The sequence below is a fragment of the Streptomyces sp. ME19-01-6 genome (assembly GCF_033793745.1).
Lineage (GTDB): Bacteria > Actinomycetota > Actinomycetes > Streptomycetales > Streptomycetaceae > Streptomyces.
Genome location: NZ_JARAXF010000039.1, coordinates 1 through 26,922 on the forward strand (window position 1 = coordinate 1; position 26,922 = coordinate 26,922).

Annotated in this window: 29 protein-coding genes; 7 read left to right on the top strand and 22 right to left on the bottom strand. The window is 71.6% G+C overall.

The window, feature by feature from the left end:
- Positions 1 to 240: 240 nt before the first annotated feature.
- The 3 genes from PV419_RS45480 to PV419_RS45490 all read right to left on the bottom strand — a co-directional run bounded on the left by PV419_RS45480 (position 241) and on the right by PV419_RS45490 (position 2,110).
- Positions 241 to 882, bottom strand: a complete 642-nt coding sequence (locus PV419_RS45480) for a hypothetical protein (protein WP_319699224.1) — start codon at positions 880 to 882, stop codon at positions 241 to 243.
- Positions 879 to 1,313 carry an SseB family protein gene (locus PV419_RS45485; RefSeq protein WP_319699356.1) on the bottom strand — a complete coding sequence of 145 codons (435 nt, stop codon included), beginning with the start codon at positions 1,311 to 1,313 and terminating at the stop codon, positions 879 to 881. The genes PV419_RS45480 and PV419_RS45485 overlap by 4 nt, the downstream gene beginning before the upstream one ends.
- 161 nt (positions 1,314 to 1,474) lie before the next feature.
- Positions 1,475 to 2,110, bottom strand: coding sequence for a YigZ family protein (locus PV419_RS45490; protein WP_319699225.1), 636 nt, complete (start codon positions 2,108 to 2,110; stop codon positions 1,475 to 1,477).
- A gap of 132 nt (positions 2,111 to 2,242) precedes the next feature.
- On the opposite strand from PV419_RS45490, the gene PV419_RS45495 reads away from it, so the two are divergent.
- A complete protein-coding gene (locus PV419_RS45495) occupies positions 2,243 to 2,650 on the top strand; it encodes a CoA-binding protein (RefSeq protein WP_319699358.1) in 408 nt (135 codons plus the stop codon).
- A 37-nt stretch (positions 2,651 to 2,687) separates the two neighbouring features.
- Here PV419_RS45495 and PV419_RS45500 read toward each other — a convergent pair whose 3' ends face one another.
- Positions 2,688 to 3,242 carry a YbaK/EbsC family protein gene (locus PV419_RS45500; RefSeq protein WP_319699227.1) on the bottom strand — a complete coding sequence of 185 codons (555 nt, stop codon included), beginning with the start codon at positions 3,240 to 3,242 and terminating at the stop codon, positions 2,688 to 2,690.
- A 77-nt stretch (positions 3,243 to 3,319) separates the two neighbouring features.
- Positions 3,320 to 3,892 carry an XRE family transcriptional regulator gene (locus PV419_RS45505; RefSeq protein ID WP_319699229.1) on the bottom strand — a complete coding sequence of 191 codons (573 nt, stop codon included), beginning with the start codon at positions 3,890 to 3,892 and terminating at the stop codon, positions 3,320 to 3,322.
- A 117-nt stretch (positions 3,893 to 4,009) separates the two neighbouring features.
- Between PV419_RS45505 and PV419_RS45510 the strand changes: the two genes are divergently transcribed.
- Complete coding sequence (locus PV419_RS45510; RefSeq protein ID WP_319699230.1) at positions 4,010 to 4,879, top strand: EamA family transporter; 870 nt, start codon at positions 4,010 to 4,012, stop codon at positions 4,877 to 4,879.
- A 69-nt stretch (positions 4,880 to 4,948) separates the two neighbouring features.
- Positions 4,949 to 5,503, top strand: coding sequence for a gamma carbonic anhydrase family protein (locus PV419_RS45515; RefSeq protein WP_319699231.1), 555 nt, complete (start codon positions 4,949 to 4,951; stop codon positions 5,501 to 5,503).
- 38 nt (positions 5,504 to 5,541) lie between these two features.
- Here PV419_RS45515 and PV419_RS45520 read toward each other — a convergent pair whose 3' ends face one another.
- Positions 5,542 to 6,234, bottom strand: a complete 693-nt coding sequence (locus PV419_RS45520; RefSeq protein ID WP_319699233.1) for a DedA family protein — start codon at positions 6,232 to 6,234, stop codon at positions 5,542 to 5,544.
- A gap of 209 nt (positions 6,235 to 6,443) precedes the next feature.
- Positions 6,444 to 6,896 (bottom strand): DUF4442 domain-containing protein, encoded by a 453-nt coding sequence (locus tag PV419_RS45525; protein ID WP_319699235.1) that lies wholly within the window; start codon positions 6,894 to 6,896, stop codon positions 6,444 to 6,446.
- A gap of 300 nt (positions 6,897 to 7,196) precedes the next feature.
- On the opposite strand from PV419_RS45525, the gene PV419_RS45530 reads away from it, so the two are divergent.
- Positions 7,197 to 8,051 carry a hypothetical protein gene (locus tag PV419_RS45530; protein ID WP_319699237.1) on the top strand — a complete coding sequence of 285 codons (855 nt, stop codon included), beginning with the start codon at positions 7,197 to 7,199 and terminating at the stop codon, positions 8,049 to 8,051.
- Positions 8,052 to 8,153: 102 nt separating this feature from the next.
- Complete coding sequence (locus PV419_RS45535) at positions 8,154 to 9,446, top strand: MFS transporter (RefSeq protein WP_319699238.1); 1,293 nt, start codon at positions 8,154 to 8,156, stop codon at positions 9,444 to 9,446.
- Here PV419_RS45535 and PV419_RS45540 read toward each other — a convergent pair.
- Complete coding sequence (locus PV419_RS45540) at positions 9,433 to 10,278, bottom strand: fused MFS/spermidine synthase (protein WP_319699360.1); 846 nt, start codon at positions 10,276 to 10,278, stop codon at positions 9,433 to 9,435. The two genes, PV419_RS45535 and PV419_RS45540, sit on opposite strands and share 14 nt — an antisense overlap.
- A gap of 100 nt (positions 10,279 to 10,378) precedes the next feature.
- On the bottom strand, positions 10,379 to 11,569 hold the full coding sequence (tuf, locus tag PV419_RS45545) for an elongation factor Tu (RefSeq protein WP_319699240.1): 1,191 nt from the start codon (positions 11,567 to 11,569) through the stop codon (positions 10,379 to 10,381).
- A 350-nt stretch (positions 11,570 to 11,919) separates the two neighbouring features.
- Between tuf and PV419_RS45550 the strand changes: the two genes are divergently transcribed.
- Both PV419_RS45550 and PV419_RS45555 read left to right on the top strand, forming a co-directional pair.
- The gene (locus PV419_RS45550; RefSeq protein ID WP_319699242.1) at positions 11,920 to 12,684 is read left to right on the top strand and encodes a TVP38/TMEM64 family protein; all 765 of its coding nucleotides are present in this window, start codon (positions 11,920 to 11,922) and stop codon (positions 12,682 to 12,684) included.
- Positions 12,685 to 12,820: 136 nt separating this feature from the next.
- On the top strand, positions 12,821 to 13,693 hold the full coding sequence (locus PV419_RS45555; protein WP_319699243.1) for an undecaprenyl-diphosphate phosphatase: 873 nt from the start codon (positions 12,821 to 12,823) through the stop codon (positions 13,691 to 13,693).
- 383 nt (positions 13,694 to 14,076) lie between these two features.
- Here PV419_RS45555 and PV419_RS45560 read toward each other — a convergent pair whose 3' ends face one another.
- The 13 genes from PV419_RS45560 to ssuE all read right to left on the bottom strand — a co-directional run bounded on the left by PV419_RS45560 (position 14,077) and on the right by ssuE (position 26,842).
- Entirely contained in the window at positions 14,077 to 14,730 is a 654-nt protein-coding gene (locus PV419_RS45560) for an HAD-IA family hydrolase (protein ID WP_319699245.1), read from the bottom strand.
- A gap of 10 nt (positions 14,731 to 14,740) precedes the next feature.
- Positions 14,741 to 15,373: a flavin reductase family protein gene (locus PV419_RS45565; protein ID WP_319699246.1), complete on the bottom strand. Its 633-nt coding sequence runs from the start codon at positions 15,371 to 15,373 to the stop codon at positions 14,741 to 14,743.
- A 75-nt stretch (positions 15,374 to 15,448) separates the two neighbouring features.
- On the bottom strand, positions 15,449 to 16,072 hold the full coding sequence (locus PV419_RS45570; protein ID WP_319699247.1) for a hypothetical protein: 624 nt from the start codon (positions 16,070 to 16,072) through the stop codon (positions 15,449 to 15,451).
- 127 nt (positions 16,073 to 16,199) lie between these two features.
- On the bottom strand, positions 16,200 to 16,808 hold the full coding sequence (locus PV419_RS45575; RefSeq protein WP_319699362.1) for a DJ-1/PfpI family protein: 609 nt from the start codon (positions 16,806 to 16,808) through the stop codon (positions 16,200 to 16,202).
- 191 nt (positions 16,809 to 16,999) lie between these two features.
- A complete protein-coding gene (locus PV419_RS45580) occupies positions 17,000 to 18,421 on the bottom strand; it encodes an LLM class flavin-dependent oxidoreductase (RefSeq protein WP_319699249.1) in 1,422 nt (473 codons plus the stop codon).
- Entirely contained in the window at positions 18,418 to 19,242 is an 825-nt protein-coding gene (locus PV419_RS45585; RefSeq protein ID WP_319699251.1) for a carbohydrate ABC transporter permease, read from the bottom strand. The genes PV419_RS45580 and PV419_RS45585 overlap by 4 nt, the downstream gene beginning before the upstream one ends.
- 8 nt (positions 19,243 to 19,250) lie before the next feature.
- Entirely contained in the window at positions 19,251 to 20,162 is a 912-nt protein-coding gene (locus tag PV419_RS45590; RefSeq protein WP_319699252.1) for a sugar ABC transporter permease, read from the bottom strand.
- The gene (locus tag PV419_RS45595; protein WP_319699253.1) at positions 20,129 to 21,478 is read right to left on the bottom strand and encodes an ABC transporter substrate-binding protein; all 1,350 of its coding nucleotides are present in this window, start codon (positions 21,476 to 21,478) and stop codon (positions 20,129 to 20,131) included. The genes PV419_RS45590 and PV419_RS45595 overlap by 34 nt, the downstream gene beginning before the upstream one ends.
- Positions 21,479 to 21,498: 20 nt before the next feature.
- Entirely contained in the window at positions 21,499 to 22,695 is a 1,197-nt protein-coding gene (locus PV419_RS45600) for an acyl-CoA dehydrogenase family protein (RefSeq protein WP_319699254.1), read from the bottom strand.
- A gap of 11 nt (positions 22,696 to 22,706) precedes the next feature.
- Positions 22,707 to 23,891 (bottom strand): SfnB family sulfur acquisition oxidoreductase, encoded by a 1,185-nt coding sequence (locus PV419_RS45605; protein ID WP_319699256.1) that lies wholly within the window; start codon positions 23,889 to 23,891, stop codon positions 22,707 to 22,709.
- Complete coding sequence (locus PV419_RS45610) at positions 23,891 to 25,045, bottom strand: LLM class flavin-dependent oxidoreductase (protein ID WP_319699258.1); 1,155 nt, start codon at positions 25,043 to 25,045, stop codon at positions 23,891 to 23,893. The genes PV419_RS45605 and PV419_RS45610 overlap by 1 nt, the downstream gene beginning before the upstream one ends.
- Before the next feature lie 46 nt (positions 25,046 to 25,091).
- Positions 25,092 to 26,288 (bottom strand): SfnB family sulfur acquisition oxidoreductase, encoded by a 1,197-nt coding sequence (locus PV419_RS45615; protein WP_319699260.1) that lies wholly within the window; start codon positions 26,286 to 26,288, stop codon positions 25,092 to 25,094.
- Positions 26,285 to 26,842, bottom strand: coding sequence for an NADPH-dependent FMN reductase (gene ssuE / locus PV419_RS45620; protein ID WP_319699363.1), 558 nt, complete (start codon positions 26,840 to 26,842; stop codon positions 26,285 to 26,287). Before ssuE ends, PV419_RS45615 begins: the two co-directional genes overlap by 4 nt.
- Positions 26,843 to 26,922: the final 80 nt, after the last annotated feature.

The following is a 26,922-nucleotide window of genomic DNA, read 5'->3' on the forward strand; positions in this document are numbered from 1 at the left end:
TCCCAGCCGACGTCATCCAGCCAGTCGGCGGTCCAGTCTCCCGCGACGTCGACGGCCTCACCGAGATCCTCGACCCGGTCCTCGACCCAGTCCTCGACCCCATCCGGAATGAAATCCCCGAGCCCCATTGACGCTTCTCCCCCGATCAGCGGTCGTATCAGCCATGTCCCACAGCTGTCGTGCCTGTTCTCGGAGCGGCCGTAGCCCTCCCGCTACGGCCGCTCGCCACTCGCCCGCTCGCTACTCGCCCGCTTGCTGCCCCTGCTGCTGGGCGCGCTGCTCAGGAGAGGGGCCGAAGGTCTGGTCCAGCGCCTGGTTGAACTCCTGGTCGTCGATCCCGAGCGCGTGGTTCATCATGTCGGTGCGCATTCCGCCGCTGCCCTCGGTGAGCAGGGAGCGCCCGGTGTCCTTCCAGGTCTGCCCCATCTCGTCGCCGGCCCGGTCCCAGGACGCCGCGCTGTAGTCCGGCATGTCCGGGGTGAAGATGTCGCCCCAGCCCTGCTTGGCGACCTCCTCCTCCGACAGATGCGGATTCCCCGTCGGCGACAGGGCGTTCACCGTGACCTTCAGCGTGTTGCCCCAGTACTCGTCCTCTTCCCACATCAGGCCCGCGGCCAGGCCCAGCCGGTTGGCGATCTGGTTGGCGTCCTGGACGAGCGCCCGGACCCCCCACTCCCAGCGGTCGCAGAACCCCTCGAACGCGTCGGCCAGGCCCTTGCCCCCGGCTTCCATCTTGGACATCGTCATGTCCGAGAATCCGGAGCCCTGGAGTGCGCCGGTGTTGTCCCCGACGTCCTTGAGTTCGCCGATCGCCGAGCGCAGACCCTTGGTGATCAGGTCCACGGACTCCTTGCCGACGTTGAGATCCCCGTCGTTGCTCACTGCCCGGCCCCCTGTGCCCGCTCGTCGCCGTCCCCGATGTAGTCCCCGTTTTCGTCCACGTCCACCGCGGCCTCGTCCGGCACGATCCCGCGTACCGGCGGGAACATCATCGACGCGTCCTCGTCCGCCACGTCCATCGCGACACCCGCGGGGCGGCCCATCTCCGGCACCATCACATCCAACAGCCGCGCCCCGAGGATGGCGGCGTACTCCCACTCCTGGCCGGGGTCGGAGCCGCGCGCGGTGGCGAACCGGGCCAGCGCGGACTCGTCGGTGAAGGCGTAGATCCAGCGGATGCCGCCGTATTCGGCCGTCATGAAACCGCCGTCGGCCACCGGCACCAGCACCGCCGTGCGCCGGAACTCGCCGACCATCGCGGCGGGATCGCCCGACCCCGCGCGCACCGCGGCTATGTGCTCAGCCAGTTCCATCGACAGCCCCCGTTCCTGTCCCGGTTCCCGTTCCGGTGCCTGTCTCATCAAGGCATCCCTCGTCACGGTACCGTCGCACCACTCCATGATCACCACTCGTGCCGTCCACTGTTGCAAATCCCGTACAAACGGCGTCCCGCCGTGCCAACAGGCCAAACGGGTCAGCCGCCGGGGGCGTCCTGATACGCCTCGCCGCCCAGTTCGAGGGCGGCGGTGCCCGCGGTGGCGTCCGCAAGCCAGGCGCGGAAGGCGTCGACGTCCGCGTCGGGAAGCCCCAGCTCGATCGTCACGGCCTCGGCGTACCGCACGCCGCGTACCGCGCGCCCGGTCGCCCGGAGGTCGTTCTCGAGCCGTCCGGCCCGCTCGTGGCCGACGGTGACGGTCGCCAGCCGGAACCGCTGTCGGGTGACGGTGCCCAGCGCGTCCAGGGCCTCGCCGACCACCCCGCCGTAGGCGCGGATCAGCCCGCCCGCGCCGAGCTTCACACCGCCGTAGTAGCGGGTGACGACGGCCACGGCATACCGCACCTCGCGGCGGAGCAGCATCTGCAGCATCGGCGCCCCCGCCGTACCGCCCGGCTCCCCGTCGTCGCTCGCCCTCTGGACGCCGCCGTCGGCGCCGATGACGTAGGCGTAGCAGTTGTGGGTGGCGGTGGGGTGCTGCTCGCGGACGCGCCGGATGAAGTCCTGGGCCTCCTGCTCGGTCGCGGCGGGCGCGAGGGAGCACAGGAAGCGCGATTTGCTGATCTCGATCTCGTGCACGCCCTCGCGCGCGACCGTCCGGTACCGCTCCTGCATCGGGCCACCCTATGCGTTCCTACGCCTTCGGCTTTCGGGGACCAGCCGGGGGAATGGCCCAGGGCCCGTGTTCGTTGCCGAACGCAGACGACCATGACGACCATGACGACCATCCGGCCACAGGAGGCAGGCGTGTACGGCGATCCGGCGGAGATCCGCAAGATCCTGACCGAGCTCGGTGACACCTGGGCGGTGGTGGGGCTCTCCTCGAACCAGGCGCGCGCCGCGTACCGCGTCGCGGAGGTGCTCCAGCGGTACGGCAAGCGGATCGTCCCCGTGCACCCGAAGGCCGAGACGGTACACGGGGAGGAGGGGTACGCGGCGCTGTCCGACATCCCCTTCGAGGTGGACGTCGTGGACGTGTTCGTCAACAGCGACCTCGCGGGCCCGGTCGCCGACGAGGCCGTGGCCATCGGGGCCAAGGCGGTGTGGTACCAGCTCGGCGTGGTCGACGAGGCCGCGTACGAGCGCACCCGCGCCGCGGGGCTCGCCATGGTCATGGACCGCTGCCCCGCCATCGAGCTCCCCCGCCTGGCCTGACCCGGGCCAGGCGCCCGGCGCATGGCGGCCCGGCGGGTCAGACGCCCAGCCCCTCCAGCAGCTCCGCCCCCGGCAGCGCGGCGAGTGCCTTGCCGGGCAGGATGATCTTGCCGCGGCGGCGGCCGCTGCCGATGAGCACGTACGGGGTGTCGGCGACGGCCGCGTCGACCAGGACCGGCCAGCCGGCGGGCAGGCCGAGGGGCGTGACGCCGCCGAACTCCATGCCGGTCTCCCCGAGCGCCGTCTCCATCGGGGCGAACGAGGCCTTGCGGGCGCCGAGCCGACGGCGCACCGCGCCGTTGACGTCCACGCGGGTGTGGGAGAGGACCACGCAGGCGGCGAGGGTCACCTCGCCGCCCCGCTTGCCCGCGACGACCACGCAGTTCGCCGACTGCTCCAGCAGCCAGGCACCGTAGTTCTCCACGAGCACGGCCGTGTCGGCCTTCTCCGGGTCGGTGTCCACGTACAGCACCTGCTCCACCGGCACGGGGCCGCGCCAGGCACGCAGCGCGTCGGCCACCGGCGCGGTCAGCAGGTCGAGGCATTCGACGGCGGGACGGGGGTCGTCGAAGGCATCCATCGGCGTACTCATGCGGTCAAGTTAACAGCCCGTCCGGCCGCCCGGACGCCGCCGTCCGCGCCGCTCCCGCCGGCTCCCGGCCTGCCGCCTCAGCGCGCCGGGGGCACCGAGACGGTCATGGTCATCTCCACCGTCTCCACCCCGTCGTTGCGGTAGCCGTGGGAGGTGCTCGCCTCGAAGGCCGCCGAGGTGCCGGCCGGCACCCGGTGGCTCTCGTCCCCGACGGTCAGCGTCAGCTCGCCCGCCGTGACGTGCAGCAGCTCGAACGTGCCGGACGGATGCGGATCCGAGTCGCTGCCGTCGCCCGGCATCAGCCGCCACTCCCACATCTCCAGCGGTCCGCGCGCCTCCGTGCCGACGAGGAGCGAGGTGTAGCTGCCGGCGTCGGTGGACCACATCCGCACCGCCTGGTCGGCGGGGACGAGCTGGACCTGGGGGCCGCGCTCGTAGTCGAGCAGGGTGGTGATGCTCACCGCGAGCGCGTCGGCGAGCTTGACCGTGGTGCCGACGCTCGGGTTGGTACGTGCCTGCTCGATCTGGATGATCATGCCGCGGCTGACCCCGGAGCGGGCCGCGAGGGCGTCCAGGGTGTAGCCGCGCTCATTGCGCCAGCGTTTGAGGTTGCGGGCGAGCGACTGGGTGAGCTGGTCGAGGTCCGTCACGGTCCGTGTCCGTCCAATATTCTGAATGGCATAGTCGAACAAACTGAACTACGGTGTGGTGCACTCCGCACTTGCACCCTTCCCATGGTTCACCACACTGTACGGCGAGGTCTCACCATGTCCGCACTCTTCGCTCTGGCCACCAGCCTCCTGCTGGGCCTGGCCGACTTCGGCGGAGGGCTCCTCACAAGGCGCACCCCCGCGCTCACCGTGGTCATCGTCTCCCAGGGCATCGCGGTCGTCGTCCTCGGCGCCGTCGTCACGGCGAGCGGCGGCTGGACCGAGGTCGGGCCGAAGCTGTGGTTCGCCGTCGCGGCGGGCGTGGTGGGGCCGGTCGGGATGCTGTGCTTCTACCGGGCGCTGGCGCTCGGCCCGATGGGGGTCGTCTCGCCGATCGGCGCGCTCGGCAGCGTGGCCGTCCCCCTCGGCGTCGGGCTCGCCCTCGGCGAGCGGCCCGGCCTGCCGCAGTTCGCCGGGATCGCGATCGCGGTGGCCGGGGTCGTGCTCGCGAGCGGGCCGCAGACCGGCGGCACGCCCGTACAGCGCCGGACGCTGGTGCTCACGCTGGTCGCGGCGGTCGGCTTCGGGTCGGTCATGTCGCTGATCGCCGAGGCGTCCACCACACTGACCGGGCTGTTCCTCGCGCTGTTCGTCCAGCGGGTGTGCAACGTGGTGGTCGGCGGCGCCGCGCTGTATGTGTCCGTACGGCGCGGCCGCCCGGCGCTCGACCCGGCCGGGGGCGTGCGCGCGCTGTGGGCCGCGCTGCCCGCCCTGGCCTTCGTGGGCCTGGCCGACGTGGCGTCCAACGGCACCTACAGCCTGGCCGCCCAGAGCGGTCCGGTGACCGTCGCCGCGGTGCTCGCCGCCCTCTATCCGGTCGTGACCGCGCTCGCGGCGCGCGCGGTCCTCAGCGAACGGCTGCGCGCGGTGCAGGCGGCCGGGGCAGGGCTCGCGCTGGCGGGGTCGCTGCTGCTCGCTACGGGGTGAACTACGGTGCCACCGAGCGCCGCTCGCAGCGGCGACGGCTGAGACCAGGATCGGACAAGGGAGCGGGCAGTGGCGGAGCGGGCGTTGATCGCGGGCGTGGGCGGCAAGGAGCCGAAGGTCGATCCGGAGGCGTTCACCGCCCCGACGTCCGTGGTGATCGGCGATGTGTCTCTGGGGGCCGGCGCGAGCGTCTGGTACCACGCGGTGCTGCGCGGCGACGCCGAGGCGATCAGCGTGGGGGCCTGGAGCAATATCCAGGACAACTGCACGGTGCACGCCGACCCGGGGTTCCCGGCCACCGTCGGCGAGCGGGTGTCGGTCGGCCACAACGCGGTGCTGCACGGCTGTGTCATCGAGGACGACGTACTCGTCGGCATGGGCGCCACCGTCCTCAACGGCGCGCGCGTGGGCGCCGGCTCCCTGGTCGCCGCGCAGGCGCTGGTCCCGCAGGGGATGCAGGTGCCGCCGGGCTCACTGGTCGCGGGGGTGCCAGCGAAGGTCAGGCGGGAGCTGACCGAGGAGGAGCGGGAGGGCATCCGGCTGAACGCGGAGGGGTACGTCGAGCTGGCCCGCCACCACCGCGACGCCACGCTGGAGCGGGAGTCGCGGGAGCGGCAGGCCTGAGCGGACGCAGGTCGGTCGGCGGCCGGGACGGGCGGAGGTCAGTCGGCGGCCGGAACCGGGGTCGGCTCGGCCGGCTCGGGTCCGGCGCCGGGCGCCACCTCGGACCCGGCGCCGCCGGGCGCGGCCCCGTGGGCCTTCTTCGCGCGCCGCTTCATCACCAGCATCGAGCCGAGGCCGAACAGCAGGGCCGCCACGAGACCGAGCCAGGAGAAGCGCTTGAGCCAGTCCTCGGCGACCTTGCCGACCGAGTAGATGACCGCGGTGGTGCCGCCCGCCCAGACGATGCCGCCCAGCACGTTGGCGATGAGGAACTTCCAGTACGGCATCCTCAGCACGCCGGCGAGCGGGCCGGCGAAGATGCGCAGCAGCGCGATGAAGCGGCCCACGAAGACCGCCCACATGCCCCACTTCTGGAAGGACCGCTCGGCGCTGGCCAGGTTCTCGGCGCTGCAGTGCTTGGGGAACTTCCGGCTCAGCCAAGCCAGTAGGGGCTGACCGCCCTTGTGGCCGATGAGATAGCCGATCGAGTCGCCGATGACCGCTCCCGCGATGGCGGACGCGCCCAGAATGTATGGATTGATGTGGTCCTGAGAGGCCGCCAACAGGCTCGCGCTGACGAGAATGATCTCTCCGGGAAGCGGGATACCCAGGCTCTCCAGACCGATGACCACGCCTACCAGCAGATAGACGCTGACCGCCGGTACGGTCTCGAGCCACTGATCGATATGCAACGCCGATTCCTCCCCATTGCCCGTACTCTTCCCGCCGTGCACCGAATCGGCGCACGGCGGGAAGCCTACTCAATCAGCCCGCGGTCGCCACATCCCCCATGCCGCACCGATGATCACGGGGTGCGGCGCTCGCCACGCGGCCCTCCCCGAGAGACGGTCCGCGGCACCAGTACGGTTCCCGCCGCAGCGCGCTGTTCCGGCATTCCGGGTCATGGCTGGGGGCGCAGGGTCCAGATCACCGCCATCTCCCCGGTGACCGCCCCGTCCTCACGGGTGATGGCGATATGGACCGGGAACTCGGGGCGCCGGCCCTCGTCCAGCTCGGCGATCACCTCGGCCACCGGCCGGCCCAGCCGGGCGGTCGCGGTGACCGTCCCCTTGGCGACCTTCTTGAAGTCGATCTCCGCGTGCACGGGGAGCGGTACGGCGCGGGACAGCTGGTCACCGAAGGCGGCGAGCACGATCGCACCGCTCGCCGACTCGGCGAGGGTGAACATGGCGCCCGCGTGCGGACCTCCGACATGGTTGCCGAACTCGGGCTGATCGGGCAGGCGCAACACCGCGCGCTCGGCCGAGGTCTCGACGTACTCCAGGTTCAGGGTGCGCACCATGGGCACCGTGGCGGTGAGCAGTTCACCGATGGACGGCAGGGTCTCCGACATGGCTTGAAGTTACCACTCAGTAGCGTTTACCGGAAAGGGCGGCCGTAGCCGCCGTCCCTGCCCCCCTTATGGTTACTGGCCATGTGGCCAGGACAGCAGCCGCCCGGGGGCGAGCAGAACCCGCACAACCCGAACCCCTATCAGCAACCGGGGTACCAACAGCCCAACCCATACCAGCAGCCGGGTTACCACCAGCCGAATCCCTATCAGCAGCCGCAGCAACCTCAGCCGGGGCAGCCACAGCCACAGGCTCACCCGCGGCCGCAGCAGGGACAGCAGCAGCCGCAGCAGCCGCACGACATGCCCACGCAGGCATGGGGCTCCCCCGTGGTGCAGCCCGGCCCGCCCGATCCGCCGCGGAAGAAGAACCGCACGGCCGTCATCGCCATCGTCGCGGCGGTGGCGGTGGTCGTGGCCGCCGGGGTGACCGCCGTGCTGGTGACGAACAAGGACGACAGCGATCAGGACGCGGCGAAGGGCGGCAAGAAGCCCTCGGCGGCCGCGTCCTCGTCCACAAACGCGCCCTCGCAAGGCGGCGGCGAGGACAACCCGCGCGCGAGTCAGACCGTCAAGCCGGTCATACCCGGCTGGAGGACGGTCACCAATCCCAAGCGCCACGACGCCTTCGACGTCCCCGCCGGCTGGTATGTGGCGTCCCCCGACACCATGAACACGTTCTCCAAGGACGGCAAGCCGATCATCTCGATGACCGGCCCCGCCTATTACAAGGAGGACAACTGCACGGTCAAGGACAAGAAGACCGGATCCACCTTGTCAAGCCCCCTGGCCGGAGCGGGCACCAAGGGCGCCCAGGGCGCCAAGTCCCAGGCCGAGGCCGCCAAGACGGAGGCGAACAACTGGCTCTACGCCGTGTTCGACCAGGACCAGACGGGCGACTACAAATACACCACGCCCCAGAAGTTCACCAGCGAATACGGCATCAAGGGCTACTCCTCTTCGGCCACCGTCACCGGTGTGAAGAAGACCGGCAAGTGCTCGTCGGACGGGAAGACGTTCACCGTCACCTACACGGACATCAACGGCGACTGGGCGACCTGGGTCCTCTACGCGGCCAAGGGCGTCAAGAACGAGGTCCCGGACGGGACCATCAAGAAGATCATGAGCACGCTGCGGCCGCTGAAGTCCGGCACCTGAGCCGACTCTTCTGAGCCGACTCCCGTGCTGAGCCGGTCCTCCTGAGCCGATCCGGCCGAAATCCGGTTGGCGCCGGGGCCCGCCCCCGGGGATAGTCCGCTGGTGACCATCCCCTCAGCCCCGCACCGCCCTGCCTGGGCCGGCCGCAACTACACCCTGCTGACCGCCGCCGCCATGGTGACGGGTCTCGGTAACGCCGGAGCCCTGATCGCGGCGGCGTTCGCGGTCCTGGACGCCGGCGGGGACAGCGGCGACGTCGGCCTCGTCGCCGCGGCCCGCACCGTCCCGCTCGTGGCCTTCCTGCTGATCGGCGGCGCGGTCGCGGACCGGCTGCCGCGGCATCGCGTGATGGTCGCGGCCAACACCCTCAACTGCCTGTCCCAAGCCGCCTTCGCCGCGCTCGTGCTGTCCGGCGAGGCACGGCTGTGGCAGATGGCCGTGCTCTCCGCGCTGGGCGGCACCGGGCAGGCGTTCTTCTCCCCCGCCGCCGAGGGCATGCTGCTCTCCAGCGTGGACGGCAAGCAGGCCGGCCGCGCCTTCGCGCTCTTCCGGATGGGCATGAACGGGGCGCAGATCGGCGGCGCGGCGCTCGGCGGCGCGCTCATCGCGGCCTTCGGCCCCGGCTGGGTCCTGGCCGTGGACGCCGCCGCCTTCGCCCTCGCGGGCTCCCTGCGCGCCTTCCTCCACGTCCGTCCGGTGGCCAGGAGCAACGGCGGCGGGATGCTGCGGGATCTGCGCGAGGGTTGGCAGGAGGTGGCCGGCCGTGCCTGGCTGTGGGGCATCGTGGTGCAGTTCTCGGTGGTCAACGCGGTAGTGGCGGCGGCCGAGTCGGTGTACGGGCCGCTGGTCGCCGAGGAACACCTGGGCGGCGCGCGGCCCTGGGGGCTCGCGCTCGCCGCCTTCGGCGTCGGCACCGTCCTGGGCGGGCTGCTGATGACGCGCTGGAAACCGCGTCGGCTGCTGCTGGTCGGCACGGTGTGCGTCTTCCCGTTCGCCCTGCCGTCGGCCGCGCTCGCCGTCCCGCTGCCGGCCCCCGCCCTGTGCGCGGTGATGTTCGTCGGCGGCGTCTCCATAGAGGTGTTCGGCGTGTCCTGGATGACCGCGCTGCACCAGGAGATCCCCGAGGACAAGCTGTCGCGGGTCGCCGCGTACGACTGGTTCGGCTCGGTGTCCATGGTCCCGCTCGCCACGGCGCTCGCGGGCCCGGCCGAGAGCGCCTTCGGCCGCACCGCCGCGCTGTGGGGGTGCTCGGCGCTGATCCTGCTGCTGACCCTGGCCGTGCTGGCGGTGCCGGAGGTACGACAGCTGCGGCGGCGCACCGGCGCGCCCGTGGCGGGGAGCGTCACCGACCTGCCCGACCAGGCGGACGGGCCGGAGCCGGTCAGCCGACGCTGAACGCGCCGCCCGGCGGCTCGGGCGAGGGCACCGCGTCCACATCCCTGACGGGCGCGGCTCCTTGTACGAAGCGCTCCAGCGCCGCCCCGTGCTCGACCCGCGCGGGGAAGGCGTCGGCGGCGGTGCGGCGCGCCAGGTCACAGGTCGGCAGCTCGTCGTCCGAGGCCACGAGCACCGCGTTGCCGAACCGGCGGCCGCGCAGTACGGCGGGCTCGGCGATCAGGCACAGATGGGCGAAGGCGGCCTGGAGCGTGGCCACTTGGGAGCGGAGGAAGGTGAAGGGCGCGCTGTCGGCCAGGTTGGCCGTATAGCGGCCGCCCGGGCGCAGCACCCGGGCGGCGGCGCGGGCGTACTCGACGGAGGTGAGGTGCGCGGGGACGCGCGAGCCGCCGAAGACGTCGGCCACGATCACGTCGGCGGACGCCTCGGGGGCGGCCTCCAGCGCGGTACGGGCGTCCGCCCGGCGCACCGCGATCCCCGACCCGGCGGGCAGCGGAAGCCGCTCCGCGACCAGCTCCAGCAGCTTGCCGTCGGCCTCGATCACCTCCTGGCACGCACCGGGGCGGACGGCCGCCACGAAGCGCGGCAGGGTCAGCGCCCCGCCGCCCAGGTGCAGCACGTCCAGCGGGGTGCCGGGGGCGCCGGTCAGCTCCAGGACGTGCGCGAGCCGCCGCGCGTACTCGAACTCCAGGTGGGTGGGGTCGTCCAGGTCGACGTACGACTGGGGGGAGCCGTCCACCGTGAGCAGCCAGGCGCGCGGGCGGTCCACATCGGGCATCAGCTTGGCGGTGCCGCTGTCCACGTCCCTGATCACGGGTATCCGCTCGTCCACGCTCACATTGTGCCGTGTGAAGCGCGTGGTCACGGCCGCCCCGGTACGGCCGGTTTCCCGGCCGTACCGGGGTGGCGTCCGTACCGGGGCGGCCGCGCGCTCACGGCTGGTCGGCCACCTCGGTCACTGCGGTCACCGTGCCCGCGCCCACCGTGCGCCCGCCCTCGCGGATCGCGAAGCCCAGGCCGGACTCCAGCGGCAGCGCGCGCCCGAGCTCGACCTCCATGGTGACGGTGTCACCGGGCCGGGCCACGCCCGTCGCGCCGAGGTCCACATCGCCGACCACATCGGCCGTACGGATGTAGAACTGCGGGCGGTAGCCGGTGGAGACCGGCGTGCGCCGGCCTCCCTCCGCCGCCGACAGGACGTACACCCGCGCGGTGAAGCGCCGCCGGGGCACCACGCTGCCGGGCGCGGCCACCACATGCCCGCGGCGCACCGCGTCCCGGGCGACGCCCCGCAGCAGCAGGGCCACGTTGTCCCCGGCCTCGGCGAACTCCATCGGTTTACCGAACGTCTCGACGCCCGTGACCACCGTCGTGGTGTCGGCGCCCAGCACCTCCACGCGGTCGCCGACGCGGACCGTGCCGCGCTCGACGGCGCCGGTGACGACCGTGCCGCGCCCCGTGATGGTCAGCACGTTCTCCACGGGGAGCAGGAACGGCGCGTCGGTGTAGCGCACCGGCGTCGGCACATAGGTGTCGACCGCGTCGAGCAGGGCCTCGATGGAGCCGGTCCAGCGCGGGTCACCGGCCAGCGCGCGCAGCCCGGAGACCCGTACGACGGGCGTGGCCTCGCCGGGATAGCCGTGCGCCGACAGCAGCTCGCGGACCTCGAGCTCGACGAGGTCGGTGAGCTCGGGGTCGCCCGCGTCGGCCTTGTTGAGGGCGACCACGATGTGGTCCACCCCGACCTGCCGGGCAAGCAGCACATGCTCGGCGGTCTGCGGCATGACGCCGTCGAGCGCCGAGACGACGAGGACCGCCCCGTCGAGCTGGGCCGCGCCGGTCACCATGTTCTTGATGAAGTCGGCGTGGCCTGGCATGTCGACATGCGCGTAGTGGCGGGTGTCGGTCTCGTACTCGACGTGCGCGATGTTGATGGTGATGCCGCGCGCCGCCTCCTCCGGCGCCCGGTCGATGCGCTCGAAGGGGACGTACGTGCCGCCGGCGCCGCGCTGGCTGAGCACCTTGGTGATGGCGGCGGTCAAGGTGGTCTTGCCGTGGTCGACATGGCCGATGGTGCCGATGTTCAGATGCGGCTTGGTGCGCAGGTAGGCCTGCTTGGACATGCTCCCGTTCCTCCTCGGAACAGCAATGGGCGATAAGGCGGTAAGGAGGACCCCAGGGCCTGGCCGACCCTCCCCCGGAGGGGTCCGTCGGAGCTGTCCGAGGAGGGTCAGAGTCGGGCGCCGTCGAGGCAGGCGGATGCGCAGGCTGCTGCGGGGCAAACGATGGGAAGGACGGCAGCCTTCGGCGCGTCCGCGACCGCGGACGTGAGCTCGAAGAAGGGCTGCCGGAACATGCCATTGATCGTCGCGTATGGCGGGACGGCCGTCGAATGGTTTTCGTGGCCTGGATTCTGGGGCCTGGTCCCCGCGACCCGGCCTGGTAGTTCATGCCGGTCGGTTACGCTCCTTCGATGCCCGATGCCGCCGCCCCGCCCGCGCACGCGCCCGCCGCACCGACCGTGCGCCGCGCCCGCGCGCTGTTCTCGCCGCGGTTGCGCCTGTGCCTGCTGGTGGCTCTGCTGGCGGGTGCGGCGGGCGCGGTCTGGGCGTGGCAGCCGCACCGGCTGCTGGCCGAGGGGTGGCCACCGCAGCTGTCCGGCGGTACGGCCGTGGTGGTGTTCGCGCTCGCCTACGGGGGGTGCGCCGCGGCTCTGGTGCCGCGGCCGCTGCTGAACCTGGCGGCCGGCGCGCTGTTCGGGGCGTCCGCGGGGCTGGCCGCGGCGGTGGCCGGCACGGTGCTCGGCGCCGGTGTCTCGTTCGGCCTGGGGCGGCTGCTGGGGCAGGACGCGCTGCGGCCGCTGCTGCGCGCCCGCTGGCTGGCGGCGGCCGATCGGCAGCTGAGCCGGCACGGGTTCCGGTCGATGCTGGCGATCCGGCTGTTCCCCGGAGTACCTTTCGCCGCCGCCAATTACTGCGCCGCCGTGTCACGGATGGGCTGGCTGCCCTTCCTGCTGGCGACCGGCCTCGGCAGTGTGCCGAACACCGCCGCGTACGCGGTGGCGGGCAGCCACGCCACCACCCCGGCCTCGCCGGTGTTCCTGGCGGCGCTGGCGTGTGTCGCGCTGCCCGCCCTCGCGGGTTTCGTGGTGGCCTGGCGCAGGCGGGGCCGGCTCGGCGACACCGCTCCAAAAACCGATCAATGCGGCCCGTCGGTGGCCGGAAGGCCAGGGTCTTAGTGGGCCTCTTACCGAGGGACGGTACGCTGCCCGACGACCGGCGCTGATCCACAGCGGCCGGTCTCCCCTCGGCCACCCCGCCTGACCCGCCGCTGCGCCGGTCAGTGCATGATCAGCCTTTGGATACGTAGACGCGATGTCGTGGTTCGAATCATTCATTCTCGGACTGGTCCAGGGGCTGACCGAGTTCCTGCCGATCTCTTCCAGCGCCCACCTGCGGCTGACCGCCGCCTTCGCGGGGTGGCACGACCCCGGCCCCGCGTTCACGGCCATCACCCAGATCGGCACCGAGACCGCCGTGCTGATCTACTTCCGCAAGGACATCGCCAACATCGTCTCGGCCTGGTTCCGCTCACTCTTCGACAAGGAGCGGCGCGGCGACCATGACGCCCAGATGGGCTGGTTGGTGATCGTCGGCTCGATACCCATCGGTGTGCTCGGGGTGACCCTCAAGGACCAGATCGAGGGCCCGTTCCGCGATCTGCGGCTGATCGCCACCACGCTGGTGGTGATGGGCCTCGTGCTGGGCTTCGCGGACCGGCGGGCGGCGCGCGATGAGACCGGCGGCAGGCACCGCGCCCCCGTACAGCGCAAAACACTGCGTGAACTCGGCGTCAAGGACGGCCTGATCTTCGGTGTCTGCCAGGCGATGGCGCTGGTGCCGGGCGTGTCCCGCTCCGGCGCGACGATCAGCGGCGGTCTGCTGATGGGCTACACGCGCGAGGCGGCGGCGCGCTATTCGTTCCTGCTCGCGGTGCCCGCGGTGCTGGCCTCCGGAGCGTACGAGCTGAAGGACGCCTCGGAGGGGCATACCGCGTGGGGCCCGACGATCTTCGCGACGGTGATCGCCTTCGTCGTGGGATACGCGGTCATCTCATGGTTCATGAAGTTCATCTCCACCAAGAGCTTCATGCCATTTGTGATCTACCGGGTGGTGCTGGGCCTGGCGCTGTTCGCGCTCATCGGGTTCGGCGTGCTGAGCGCGCACGCGGCCGAGTCCGCGGGGTGACGGAAAGCGCCTCCCGAGATCGGAGCGGTAGCGGTTCTGCGAGGTTCGATCCCCGCACGCGCGAACGCGTTTCCACCATAAAGAAGTAACCGCAAGCCTGCGCACCGGGAGGCGCGGCACCTACTCTAGCCGCCCGCGTCGCCGGGGCCGATCGAATTGCCGATCCGCCCGGGCGGCGCGGGCGGCTTCATGATGGGGAGAGGGGGTGGGCCGCCGGCCGAGGAGGGAGGGAGTCCGGCGGCCCCTTCGCCCAGGTCTGGCACACCTGAGCGGGCTGTATGAAGACTCAATCACCTCCCCGCGGATCGCGGGAGGGTGTGCGATAGATATATGCATGCACTCTCATCACACGGGGTGTGAATACGTCACACTCCGTGCGAGCCTTACCCAACGCTCCGCGCCGCCCCGATCACCCGGGCCAGCTCGGTCAGCGAGTCGACGCACCAGTCCGCCATCGCCGCGTCAGCCGAGTGCGTCCACAGATGCCCCCACGGCCCACGCCGGACATGCGCCGCCAGCAGCCCGGCGGCCTTGGCGGGACGGATGTCCAGCGCCGGGTAGTCACCTACGTACACGGTCTCGTGAGGCGCGGCTTCGGCCAGGTCCACGACATGGCCGAAGAAGCGGGGATCGGGCTTCGCGACGCCCCACTGAGCGGAGGTGGCGACCTCGTCCACCGGCAGCTCCAGCGCGCGCAGCAGCTCACCCGCGCGCTCCGTCTGATTCCCGGCCACCACGACCCGGATCCCGAGCGCCCGCAGCGCGCCCAGGGCCGGCCGTACGTCCGGATACAGATCCGCCTCGTCCAGGCGCTCTCCCTGCCCGGCCTCCTCGCGCGCCCGCCGCTCGGCCCGGACATCCACCCCCGGCCGCGCGAGCCGGATCGCCTCCGCGTCCTCACGCCCTTGCGCGACCACCGCCCCGACCAGCGCGGACAGCGTATGCCGAGGCACCTCCAGCCAGTCGGCCCACGACGCCCAGTACCGGTCCTCACGCACCAGGGTCGAGCCGATGTCGAAGACGATCGCCGTAGGCACGGCCCCCGCCCTACGAACCACCCAGCCCGGCGCCGCCCGCGCCGCCCTCCCAGTCCGCGTACCGGATCCGGGGCCGCTCCAGCACCTCCCCGAGCGTCGCCCACTCGTCCTTGCCCAGCCGGGCCAGCGGGCGCAACCTGGTCACCTCGGGGTGTCCGTCGTCCATGACCTGCTCATCGACCGCGGCGTGCACCACCCGGCCGAACACCACGGTGGAGTCCCCGAGCCGCACCGTGCTGTGCAGCTCACACTCCAGCGCGACCGCCGAAGCCGCCACCCTCGGCGGCTTCACCCGCAGACTCGGCTCCCGCGCGATGCCCACCGCCTCGAACTCCCCGACCTCGGGCGGAAAGTCCGTCGCCGTCTCGTTGATCTGCTCGAACAGCTGCTCGGGGGCGAAGTTCACCACGAACTCCCCGGTCTCCTCCACATTGCGCAGCGAGTCCTTGCGCCCCACGGAGGTGAACTGCACGATCGGCGGGGCCACACAGGCGACCGTGAAGAAGGAATGCGGCGCCAGATTGCAGGTCCCGGCGGCCGAGACGGTGGACACCCAGGCGATGGGCCTGGGGACGACCACGGAGGTCAGCAGCTTGTAGAAGGGGGTGCGGCCTACGGCATCGGGGTCGAATTCCATACGCATACCGCCCAGTATCCGCATATACGGCGGCACTCCCAAGGGCAGCTCGCGGCCGGACGCCCCCACTGACGACAGACCCTAGAGGGTCCACTTTCCGGTGCGTGCCGGGTCGTTCGATATGCGGTTCATCAGGAATGTCACGGTCGTGACCTTCACACCCTTCGGCACATCGAAGATCACCCAGCCGGTGTCCCGTTGCCCCGCCAAGATATTCATGATCATGCCATTCCCCAGAGCGTCGCCGACGGTGGGATGCCCGGGCTTGCCGGAGTGTTCCCCACCGGCGGCGTCGATGACCGTCGGTAGGTTGTACGGGATGTCGCCGTAGGTAGCCGTGCCGGTGTTCACGATCGTGAACTCCACTGCGACCAGGCGGCTTCCGTCCTTGGGCTCTGCGGCGCCGAGCGCGGGCTTCGCATTGTCCACGATCTTGTTCAGCGTGACGTTGACCGTGGCCACGCCCCCTTGACCCAGGGCCCTTCCCCCTGTGAGCGAGAGGGTGTCGCCGAGCTTGGCGCCCGTCGGGCTCGGCGTGCTGGTCGCGGCCTCCGACGACTTCTCGCCGCCGGGTACGGCGGCGCTGATGGAGCCGGTGTCCTTCGTCGTCCCGGCCTTGTCGCCGTCGCCGTCCGAACCCCCACACGCGGTGAGAGCGGCGGTGAGTGCGACGACCGCCGCGGCGGCAGCGATGGAACGGTGCATGGAGTCCCCCCGTATGTTCTGTGAGACCAGGTCAGTGGCAACGTCCCTGATTCTGATGCAGAGCGGTGCGCCTGGAATGGCTGTTCTGTAACTGAACGGTGCCAAACTGAGGTCCGAGCGTGGGGCGTCAGCCCAGGACGACCTCGCCCGCGTGGACGGTACGCACGACGCGCTCGACAGTCTCCTGTTGTTCGCCGACCGGAGCCACGTAGTCGATGACGCCGCGCGCGGCATCCTCCCCGAGCGTTCGAGTGATCACCCAAGCGGCGAGATACTGTGACGCGAGGCAGCCGCCCGCCGTGGCGATGTTCCCCTCGGCGTGGAACGGCGCGTCCAGCACGGTGACATCACAGGCTTCGACAAAGGGCCGGCTCGTCACGTCCGTACAAGCGGGCATGCCACCCAGCAGACCGAGCCGGGCCAGCACCAGTGCGCCGGAGCACTGCGAACCGATCAGCTGCCGTGACGGGTCGAGCGGCAGCATGGAGAGCAGCCGGTCGTCGGCGACCACGTCGCGCGTCTTCACCCCGCTGCCGATCAGCACGACGTCGGCCTCGGTCACGAACTCCATCGGACGCTGCCCGGTCACCTCGACGCCGTTCATCGACGTGACCAACGGCGTCGGCGTCGTGATGAAGGCCTGCAAACCGTCTTTGCGGCACCGGTTGATCAGCGCGGAGGCGATGAAGCTGTCGAGTTCGTTGAACCCGTCGAAGGTGACCACGGCTACCTGCATCACAACTCCCGGTGAAGTGAGGGCGATCGGCGTCACTCCGTGATCATACGATGTGTCCATGCCACACGAGGAGAACGACGAAAGCTGGTGGCCGGTCTGCTGGCCGGCCGCGACCGGCAGATCGGCTGACCTGGATTACCTGCTGACCTGCTGACGCGCGAGCGCCCCGGGGCCCGGCCCGCGGGCTCCCGTCATCCGGTCCCCGCCGCACCGGCCCGCTCGCGGGCGGCGCGCTCGCGGTGGCGGGCCGCGGGGTGGTCGTCGGGGACCCGGGCCCGGCCCGCGCCCTGGATGCCTTCGCGCAGTGTGGAGCCGTCGTAGGCCAACGGGACCCGGCCCCGGGCGCGCAGTTCGGGCACCACCAGGTCGACGAAGTCGGTGAAGGTACCCGGAGTCGTGGCGTACGCGAGGTTGAAGCCGTCGATGTCGGTCTCCTCCACCCAGCGTTCGAGCTCGTCCGCGACGGTCGCCGGGGAGCCGACGACGACCGGTCCGATGCCGCCGATGCCCAGGTAGCGGGCGACCTGTTCGGGCGTCCACCGGCGGGAGGGGTCGGCGGTGGAGAAGATCTCCAGAGCGGAGCGGACCGCGTCGGTGTCCACGTACTCCAGCGGCTCGTGCGGGGCGAGTTCGGACAGGTCCAGGCCGCTCCAGCCGCCGTAGAGGGCGAAGGCGCCCTCGTAGGAGGCGTACGAGATGAGGTCGGCGTGCTTGGCCCGGGCCTCCTCGTCCGTGGGGGCGGTGATCGCCGTGAGCAGGATGTAGATCTTGACGCCGTACGGGTCCCGGCCCTCGGCGGCCGCCTTGGCCCTGATGTCGTCGACGATGCGGCGCGTCGCGCGCGGGTTGACCGCGTTGATGAAGACGCCCTCGCCGTGCCGGGCGGCGAAGGCCCGTCCGCGCGATGAGGCGCCGGCCTGGAAGATCACCGGGGTGCGCTGCGGGGACGGTTCGCTGAGGAAGACGCCGGGAACGGTGAAGTGCCTGCCCTTGTGCCCGATCCCGCGGACGCGGGCGGGGTCGGTGTAGACGCCGCTTTCCCGGTCGCGGACCACGGCGTCGTCGTCCCAGGAGTACTCCCACAGCTTGTAGCAGACCTCCAGGAACTCCTCGGCGATCTCGTACCGGTCGTCGTGGCCGACCTGCCGGTCGAGCCCGAGGTTGCGGGCGGCGCTCTCCAGATAGGAGGTGACGACGTTCCAGGCGACGCGGCCCTTGGTGAGGTGGTCCAGGGTGGTGAGGGTGCGGGCGAGCTTGTACGGCTGCTCGTAGGTGAGGGACACGGTGATGCCGAAGCCGAGATGCTCGGTCACCGCCGCCATCGCGGAGACGGCGGGCAGCGGGTCCGAGAGCGGTATCTGCGCGCCCTGGCGGACGGCGGCGTCGCGTGAGCCCTGGTAGACGTCGTACACCCCGAGCACATCGGCGATGAACAGCGAGTCGAAGCCGCCCCGCTCCAGCAGCCGGGCCAGATCGGTCCAGTACGCCAGGTCGGTGTAGCGGTGGGCCTGGTCGTCGGGGTGCCGCCACAGGCCGGGCGACTGATGGCCGACGCAGGCCATGTCGAAGGCGTTCAGATGGATGCGGCGACGGGGAAGCGCGGAAGGTGTCACTTGACGGCTCCGGAGGACAGGCCGGCCACCAGCCGGCGCTGAGCGGCCACGGCGAGGACGTAGACGGGGGCGATGCCGACGAGCGAGACGACGGCCTGCTGCCCGAACTCGACGTTCTTGTCGCCCTGGAAGAGGGAGAGCACCACCGGCAGCGTCTGCGAGCCGCTGTCCTGGGCGAAGCTGAGGGCGAAGAGGAATTCGTTGTAGCTGAGGAAGAAGCAGATCAGGGCCGCCGCGGCGACACCGGGGGCGATCAGCGGCAGCACGATCCGGCGCAGGCTCGCCCAGGTGCCGAGCCCGTCGAGCCAGGCGGCCTCCTCGATGTCCCGGGGCACCTTGCGGACGAATCCGTCGAGCAGCCAGATCGCCACGGGCACGTTGGCGAGCCCGTCGACGAGCGCGAGCCCGGTGACGGTGTTGTTCAGATCCAGGTTTCGCAGCAGAAAGAACAGCGGGAGCACGGCCACGACCGGAGGCGCGCAGTAGCTGGACAGGACCAGGGTGGCGAGCCTGCCGCCGGCGCGTCCGGCGCGGGCGGTGAAGTAGGCGCCGGGCACGGCGATCAGCAGGGTCAGCAGGACCGAACCGGCCGCGATGGTCCATGAGTTGGCGACGTAGTGGCCGAGGTCGACGGCGCGGAAGGCGTCGGGCCAGTTGCGCCAGTAGAGGTGTGAGGGCAGCAGTCCGCCGTTGAGCACATCGTCCCGGGAGCGCACGGACAGCGAGGCCACGTACCCCACCGGGACCGCCGTGACGAGGGCGATCGCCACCAGCGGCACGGTGATCGCGGCCCTGCGGCGACGCGTCATGTGCCGTGGCATGCGGCGCGTCATACGGCGACCTCCGGGTGCCGCTTGCGGCGCAGGGTGACAGCGCTGGTGACCAGGCCGATCAGCAGCGAGAAGAGCACCGTCGCGGCGGCGGCCCGGCCCACGTCGAATTCCTGCAACGCCGTCCGCTGGATGTCGAAGGTGCTGGTGGTGGTGGAGAAGCCGGGGCCGCCCGCGGTGACGACGTAGACGATGTCGAACACCTTGAAGCCGATCACGAGCTTGAGCGTCAGCACGGACAGCAGGGTCGGTTCGATGTACGGCAGCACCACGGAGCGTGCGGTGCGCCAGCGCCCCGCCCCGTCCAGCGACGCGGCCTCGCGCAGTTCGTCGGGCACGCCCAGGAGGGCCGCGTAGGTCAGCAGCATGACGAAGGGCGTCCACTGCCAGCTGTCGATGACGATCAGCGTGACGAACGCGCTGGTGCTCCCCCCGAGCGGGTTGACGCCGGGCAGTGAGAGGTCGTGCAGGGCTCCGTTGAGGGCGCCGCCGACCGGGGCGAGCAGCAGCTTCCACGCCACGCCGACCATGACGGGCGGGGTGACCAGGGGCAGCAGCAGAAGGGCGCCCAGCGCCCCGGGCCGCCGGGCCCGGGCGCGCAGCAGAAACGCGAGCGCGGTGCCCAGCACCAGCTGGACCGCGGCGGCGGCCACCGCGAAGAGCGCCGAGCGCCACAGCGAGCCGGTGAAGGACTGGCTCTCCAGGGCCGCGCGGAAGTTGTCGAAGCCGGTCCAGCGCTGGAGCGGCTGGGCGAGGGTGGAGTCGCTGAAGGCCAGGCCGATCAGATAGACGAGTGGATAGGCGGCGAAGACCAGCAGGAACACCACGCTGGGCGCGGCGAGCGCGCGGGGCACCCGGGTGGCGGTGGCGTTCCGGGTCATCCGCCCGGCCCGTTCAGCTTCTTGGTCCACGCCCGCTGTGTGTTCTCCAGCGCCTGCTTCGCGCTCTGCTTGCCCTGCAGCCCCAGAGCGAGCTCGTCCACGAGGGTCTGGAGCAGCTGCGGGGCCTTGGGCACGGTCGGCCAGGGCAGCGGATCTCCGGCAAGACCGGTGCGGACGACCTCGTACGAGTCGGGGGACGCCTTCTTGAACGCGTCGGAGTTCAGGGTGCTGGTACGGATCGGGTCCGCGCCCGCGTCGGCCTTGCCGAGCACCAGGAGGTTCTGCTGGGCGGCCGTGGCCCACTTGATGAAGGCGGCCGCGGCCTCCTTCTTCTTCGACGCCTTGGAGACCGCCAGTCCGAAGCCCGCGTCCAGGGAGGTGCGCGGCTTGGTGTTGTCACCGCCGACGGGGAGCGTGGTGACGCCCCACTTGCCGGCCACCTTGGACTGCTCGGGGTCCTCGGCCCGCTTGGCGAAGTCCGTCCAGAAGTCCAGCATGGCGCCCTTGCCGTCGAGGAAGGCGGGCAGCGCCTGGTCGAAGCCGATCTGCAGCGGGGTGGGCAGGGCGTAGGGCGCGGCGTCGAAGAGCGCCTGGGCGGCGGCGAGGGCCTCGGGGGTGTCCAGAGTGGGCTTGCCGGAGGCGCCCTTGTCGAGGAAGGTGCCCCCGTACCCGGCGAGGCGGTTGGCGAAGTCGCAGCCGAGGATGACGGGGACCTGCTGGGCCTCGATGATGGTGCCGTAGTACGTGCCCTTGGCGTCCTGAGTGATCTTCTTCGCGACCTCGCGGTAGTCGTCCCAGGTCCGGGGCGGCTCGACCTTGTGCCGCTCGAAGATCTCGGTGTTGTAGAACAGGATGTGGGTGTCGCCGTCGTAGGGCAGGCCCCACCGCTTGCCGTCGTAGAGGGTGTAGGTGTCGTAGAGCGAGGGCAGGAAGTCGGCGGTGTCGATGTCCTTGTGGGTCTTGATGTAGGCGGTGAGGTCCTCGATCACCCCGCCTTGGGCGAGCGTGCCGACGGCCGCGTACCAGTACATGAACACGTCGAACTGACCCGCGCCGGACTGCACATCGAGGATGGCCTTGGAGGTCAGCTTGTCGTACGGGACCGGGGTGACCTTGAGTTTGGCGCCGGTGGCCTCCTCGAACGGCTTGCTGAGGTACTGGAACGACAGGGCGTTGGGCTGGTTGGCCAGGATCTTGAGGGTGACCCCGTCCAGGTCGGGCTTGGCGTCGGGGTCCAGCGCGGCGCCCTCGGAGGTACCGCAGGCGGTCAGCAGGGGCCCGGCGGTGGCGAGGGCCGCGACACCGGTGGAGGCGCGGAGGAGCTGTCTGCGGGTGAGCGGGGACATGTCGGTGGTTCTCCCGGGGGTTACGTGTAGAGGGTGAACGGCGGGTGGGCGCCGTTGAGGAAGTGGTCGCCGACCTCGCGGAGCTTGTAGGCGACCGGGTCGTGCAGGGTGTGGGTGCGGGCGTTGCGCCAGAAGCGGTCGAAGCCGTGTGCCGAGGCGGTGGAGCGGGCTCCGGTGACCTCGAGGACCCGGCTGGTGATGTCCAGGGCGGCCTGGGTGGCGGCCACCTTGGCGGCGGCGACGGTGACGGCGGTCTCGCCGCGCTCGTGTCCGGTCAGCTCGTGGCCGCGGTCGAACCCGCGCTGGACGGCCTCGACCGCCTGGTCGGCGAGGGCGCGGGCGGCGCGGGCGGCGACGGTCAGTTCGCCGTAGGTGGCGAGCACATACGGGTCCTGGGTGGCCGACTCCACGCCGGACAACAGCCAGGGCCGGGTGGTGGTACGGGTGTACTCGGCCGCGGCGGCCAGCGCGCCCTCGGCGATGCCGAGGTAGAAGTGGACGAAGACCAGTTGGATGGCGGGGGTGACCAGGGTGGCGAACGGGGACAGCACGCCGTCGTCCTGGGAGAGCGAGCCGAGGATGTCGTCGGCCGCGACCGGCACCGCCCGGAACTCCACGCTGCCGCTGGCCGACAGCCGCTGGCCGAAGTTGTCCCAGTCGTCGTTCCGTACCACTCCCGGGTGGGCCGGGTCGACGAGGACGACCAGCGGCTCCCCGGTGTCCTCGCGGGTCGCGCCGACCACGAGCCGGTCGGCGACCCGGGCGCCGGTGGCGAAGCTCTTCCGTCCGTCGAGCCGGAAGCCGCCCCCGTCCGGGGTGAGCTGGACCTCGGGGTCGCGCGGGTTGAAGACGCCGCCCCACAGCCAGCGGCCCTCGGCGGCGGCGCGCTCCACGCGCTCGGTGTGGGCGGCGCCGCCGAAGAAGCGGACGTTCCAGGAGAGGAGGTAGTGGTAGCCGATGAGCTGGCCGATCGAGCCGTCCCCAGCGGCGATCTCGCGGATGACGGCGTAGGCGGTGCGCCAGTCGGCTCCCCCACCGCCGAGCTCGGCGGGGATGAGGAGGGTGAGCAGTCCGGCCTCGCGGAGCCGGTCGGCCTCATCGAACGGCGGCCGGTTCGCCCGGTCGCGTGCGACGGCGTCCTCGGCGAGGCCCGCGGCGACCGCGCGGGCGGTGGCGACCCAGTCCTCGTGGGAGGTGGGCGGGGCGGCGATGGTCATGGATGGTTTCCTCAGATGATGCCGTTGGCGGGCGGGGTGACGCCGTTGAGGGCGTGGTTGCCGAGGTGCTGGATCTTCCAGCGGCGCGGGTCGTGGAGGGTGTGGGTGCGGGCGTTGCGCCAGTGCCGGTCGAGGTTGCCGCCGCGCAGCGCGGAGCGGGTGCCGATCAGCGCGAACACCTCGCTGGAGACGGTGACGGCCGCCGTGTCGGCCTGGGCGCGGGCGGCGGTGACGGCCAGGGACGCCTCGGTGGCGAGGTGTTCGTCGGCGGGGGCGCGGCGGGCCGCGTCGAGGGCGGCTCCGGCCCGCTCCAGCAGGGCCTCGGCGGACCGTACGAGCAAGGTCAGTTCGCCGAACTTCTGGATGACCAGCGGCTCCTCGCTCGCCCGGTCGACCCCGGACTCGCCCCAGGGTCTGGCGACGGTGCGGATCAGCTCCCCGCCCTCCTCCAGTGCGGCGCGGGCGATTCCGGCGTCGACGGCGGCGTGGATGAACTGACCGAAGGCGCCGAACACTTCGGGCCGCTCGAAGGTGAGGTGGTGCGGCACGACCCGGTCCTCGGGCACGTGCACGTCCTCGAGCCGCACGGTGCCACTGGCGGTGGTGCGCTGGCCGATGCCGTCCCAGTCGTCGACGACGGTGACGCCGGGTGCGTCGCTCGGCAGGAAGGCGGCGGTGAGCCGGTCGTCCGGGCCCAGGGCGAAGACCGGGACCCAGTGGGCGAACAGCGCGCCGGTGGCGTAGTTCTTGACGCCGGTCAGCCGGTAGCCGCCGGACGGGTCGGGTACCAGTCTGGTGGCGAACTCCAGGGCGTGCTTGGTGCCCTTCTCGGCCAGGGCGTTGCCGAACCTGCGCCCGGCGAGCAGCTCGGCGTAGAAGAAGTCGTGCTGTCGTGGCGTCCCGTTCTCCTTGAGCACCTCCACGAAGAAGAAGTGGTTCTGCGGGATCTGCCCGATGCTGGAGTCGGCCGCCGACAGCAGCCGTACGACCTCGCCGAGGGTGCCCGCGCCGACCTCCGCGCCGCCGTGGCCGCGGGGCACGGTGATGCCCAGCAGTCCGGACTGGGACAGCTCGTCGAGTTCGGCGCGCGGCAGGACGCGTTCGGCGTCCCGCAGCGCGGACGCGCGGGCGAACGAGGCGGCCAGCTTGGTGGCGGTCTCGATCGCTTCGGTGTCGCTGGTGATCACATGGGCCATCAGGAGCTCCCCGAGGCGGCGAAGGGGATCTGGGCGGCGAGTGGCTCCGCGCCTCGGAAGGGGTGGTTCCAAAGGCCCCGCTCCCGCAGGAGGGGCAGTACGCCCTCGCCGAACCAGTACGCCTCTTCCAGATGCGGATATCCCGACAGGATGAACTCGTCGACACCCAGCGCGTGATACTCCGCGATCCGCTCGGCGACCTCGGCGTGGCTGCCCACCAGCGCGGTCCCCGCGCCGCCGCGCACCAGCCCGATACCGGCCCACAGGTTGGGGTGGATCTCCAGGCCGTCGCGTCCGCCGCCGTGCAGCGCGAGCATCCGCCGCTGCCCCTCGGACTCACTGCGGCCCAGGCCCTCCTGCACCGCCCGTACGGTTGCCTCGTCGAAGCCGTCCAGCAGCCGCCCCGCCTCCGCCCACGCCTGCTCGGCCGTGTCCCGGGTGATGACATGCAGCCGGATGCCGAACCGCGGGCTCCGCCCCTCCTTCGCCGCCAGCCCCCGCACCCAGGCGATCTTCTCCGCCACCGCACCGGGCGGCTCACCCCAGGTCAGGTACACATCCGCGTGCCGGGCCGCCACCACCCCCGCCGCCGGCGAAGAACCACCGAAGTACACCTCCGGCACCGGGTCGGGCAGCCGGGCCAGCTTCGCCTCCTCCACCCGCAGATGCTCACCGGCCACATCCACGGTCTTTCCGTCCCACAAGTCCCGCACGATGCCCAGGAACTCTCCGGTACGGGCGTACCGGGCGTCCTTGTCCAGGAAGTCGCCGTACGCGCGCTGCTCCCGGCTCTCCCCGCCGGTGACCACGTTGAGCAGCAGCCGCCCGCCGGTCTGCCGCTGATAGGTCGAGGCCATCTGCGCGGCGAAGGTGGGCGAGAGGAACCCGGGCCGGAAGGCGACCAGGAACTTCAGCCGCTCGGTGCGCTGGCTGACCATGGCCGTGGCCAGCCACGCGTCCTCGCACCACGCGCCGGTCGGCGTCAGCGCCCCCACGAACCCCAAGTCCTCCGCGGCACGGGCGATCTGGGAGAGATAACCGACCGTCGGCGGACGGTCACCACCGGCCGCGGTGACCGGGGTGCCATGGCCACCACCGACGACATGACGGCTGTCGCCATTGGTGGGCAGAAACCAGTGGAAGGTGAGACTCATGTGAGGAACTCCGTTCAGGTGGTGCGAGGGATCGGGGGCGTGGTGTTCAGAGCAGGCTGTGGCGGGGTGGCCTGGTGCCGTTCAGGACGTAGCGGCCGATGTGCTGGACCTTCCAGCGCGGCGGGTCGTGCAGGGTGTGGGTGCGCGCGTCCCGCCAGTGGCGGTGGAGGCCCAGGGTGTCCAGTGCCGACCGGGTACCGGAGACCTCGAAGAGGGCGCTGCCCACCTCCACGGCGGCGTTCGCCGCCGACACCTTCGCCGCGGCCACCGCGATCGACGCCTCGGCGGCCGTGTCGTCATTCAGGTCCGCCCGCGCCGTGTCCACCGACCGCGCGGCCACGGTGAGCAGCGCTTCGGCGGCCCGTACCTGGATCGCCAGCTCGCCGAACCGCTGGATCAGCAGCGGGTCCTCGGCGGCCGTCTCGAAGCCGCTCTCGAACCAAGGACGGCTCTTCGTGCGGACGAACTCCACGGCCTCCGCGAGGGCCCCGGCGGCGATCCCCGCGTCGATGGCGGTGTGCAGCAACTGGGCTACGGCACCGTGCAGTTGCGGACCCTCGAAGGTCAGGTGGTGCGGGACGACCCGGTCGGCGGGGACGGGCACGGCCTCCAGCCGGACGGTGCCGCTGGCGGTGGTGCGCTGGCCCATGCCGTCCCAGTCGTCCACCACCGTCACCCCGGGGGCATCCCTCGGTACGTAGGCGACGTGCAGTTTGTCGTCCTCCGCGGCCCGGGCGAGCACGGGAATCCAGTCGGCGAACAGGGCACCGGTGGAGTAGTGCTTGACGCCGGTCAGCAGGTACGAGCCGGGGGCGCCCGGGCCGGGCTCCAGGCGGGTGCGGATGTCCTGGACGTGCCGGGTGCCCGCCTCGGACTGCGCGTTGCCGAACCGCCTGCCCGCCAGCACCTCGCGGAAGAAGAAGTTCTTCTGGCCCGCGGTGCCCTGACGGCGCAGCACATTGACGTAGACGAAGTGGCTCTGCGGGATCTGGGCGAGGCTGGCGTCGGCGGAGGCGAGCAGCCGGAAGACCTCGGCGAGCGTCTCTTGGCGGACGTCCGCCCCGCCGTACTCGGCGGGCACCGTCACGGCGAGCAGCCCCGAGGCGGACAGCCACTCCAGTTCGGCGCGCGGGAGCCGTCGCCGCGCGTCCCGCTCGGCGGCGCCCTCGCGGAACCGGGCGGCCAGGCCGGCGGCGACGGCCAGGGCCTCGGCGTCGTCGGCGATCACGGGGACGGCGCTCATCCGGTGGCCGCCAGCAGGGTCGTACGACCGCCGAGGGCGGCGGAGAACCGGTCGACGACGTGTCGCAGGGGCTCGGCGGAGCCGGGGGCGAGGGTCAGGGTGCCGTCCTCGCCCGTCTCGATGTCCTTGTCGAGGGTGAACCACCCCTGGACGATGTGCCCGGCGCCCATGGAGCTGAGCACCGGCCGCAGCGCGTAGTCGATGGCCAGGACGTGGGCGGTGGTGCCACCCGTGGCCAGCGGGAGCACGGTCTTGCCTTCGAGGGCGTACTGCGGGAGCAGGTCCAGCAGGGACTTCAGCAGGCCGGAGTAGGCGGCCTTGTAGACGGGGGTGCCGATCACGACCCCGTCCGCGCGGGCGAAGAGGGCCGTGGCCCGGGCGATGGCGGGGTGCTGGAAGTCGGCCCCGAGCAGCGCTTCGGCGGGGATGGTGCGGACGTCCAGCGGGATCACCTCATGCCCGTGGGCCGCCAGCCGGGCGTCCAGGTGGCGCAGCAGCCGGGCGGTGCGGGAGGTGGCGGAGGGGCTTCCGGAGACGGACAGGACGGTGGCCATGAAGGACCCTTCGGTGGGCGGTGCGGGCATGGGGCTCGAGTGAGTGAAATGCCGTGCGGGCAGGGTGAATCGACGCACGG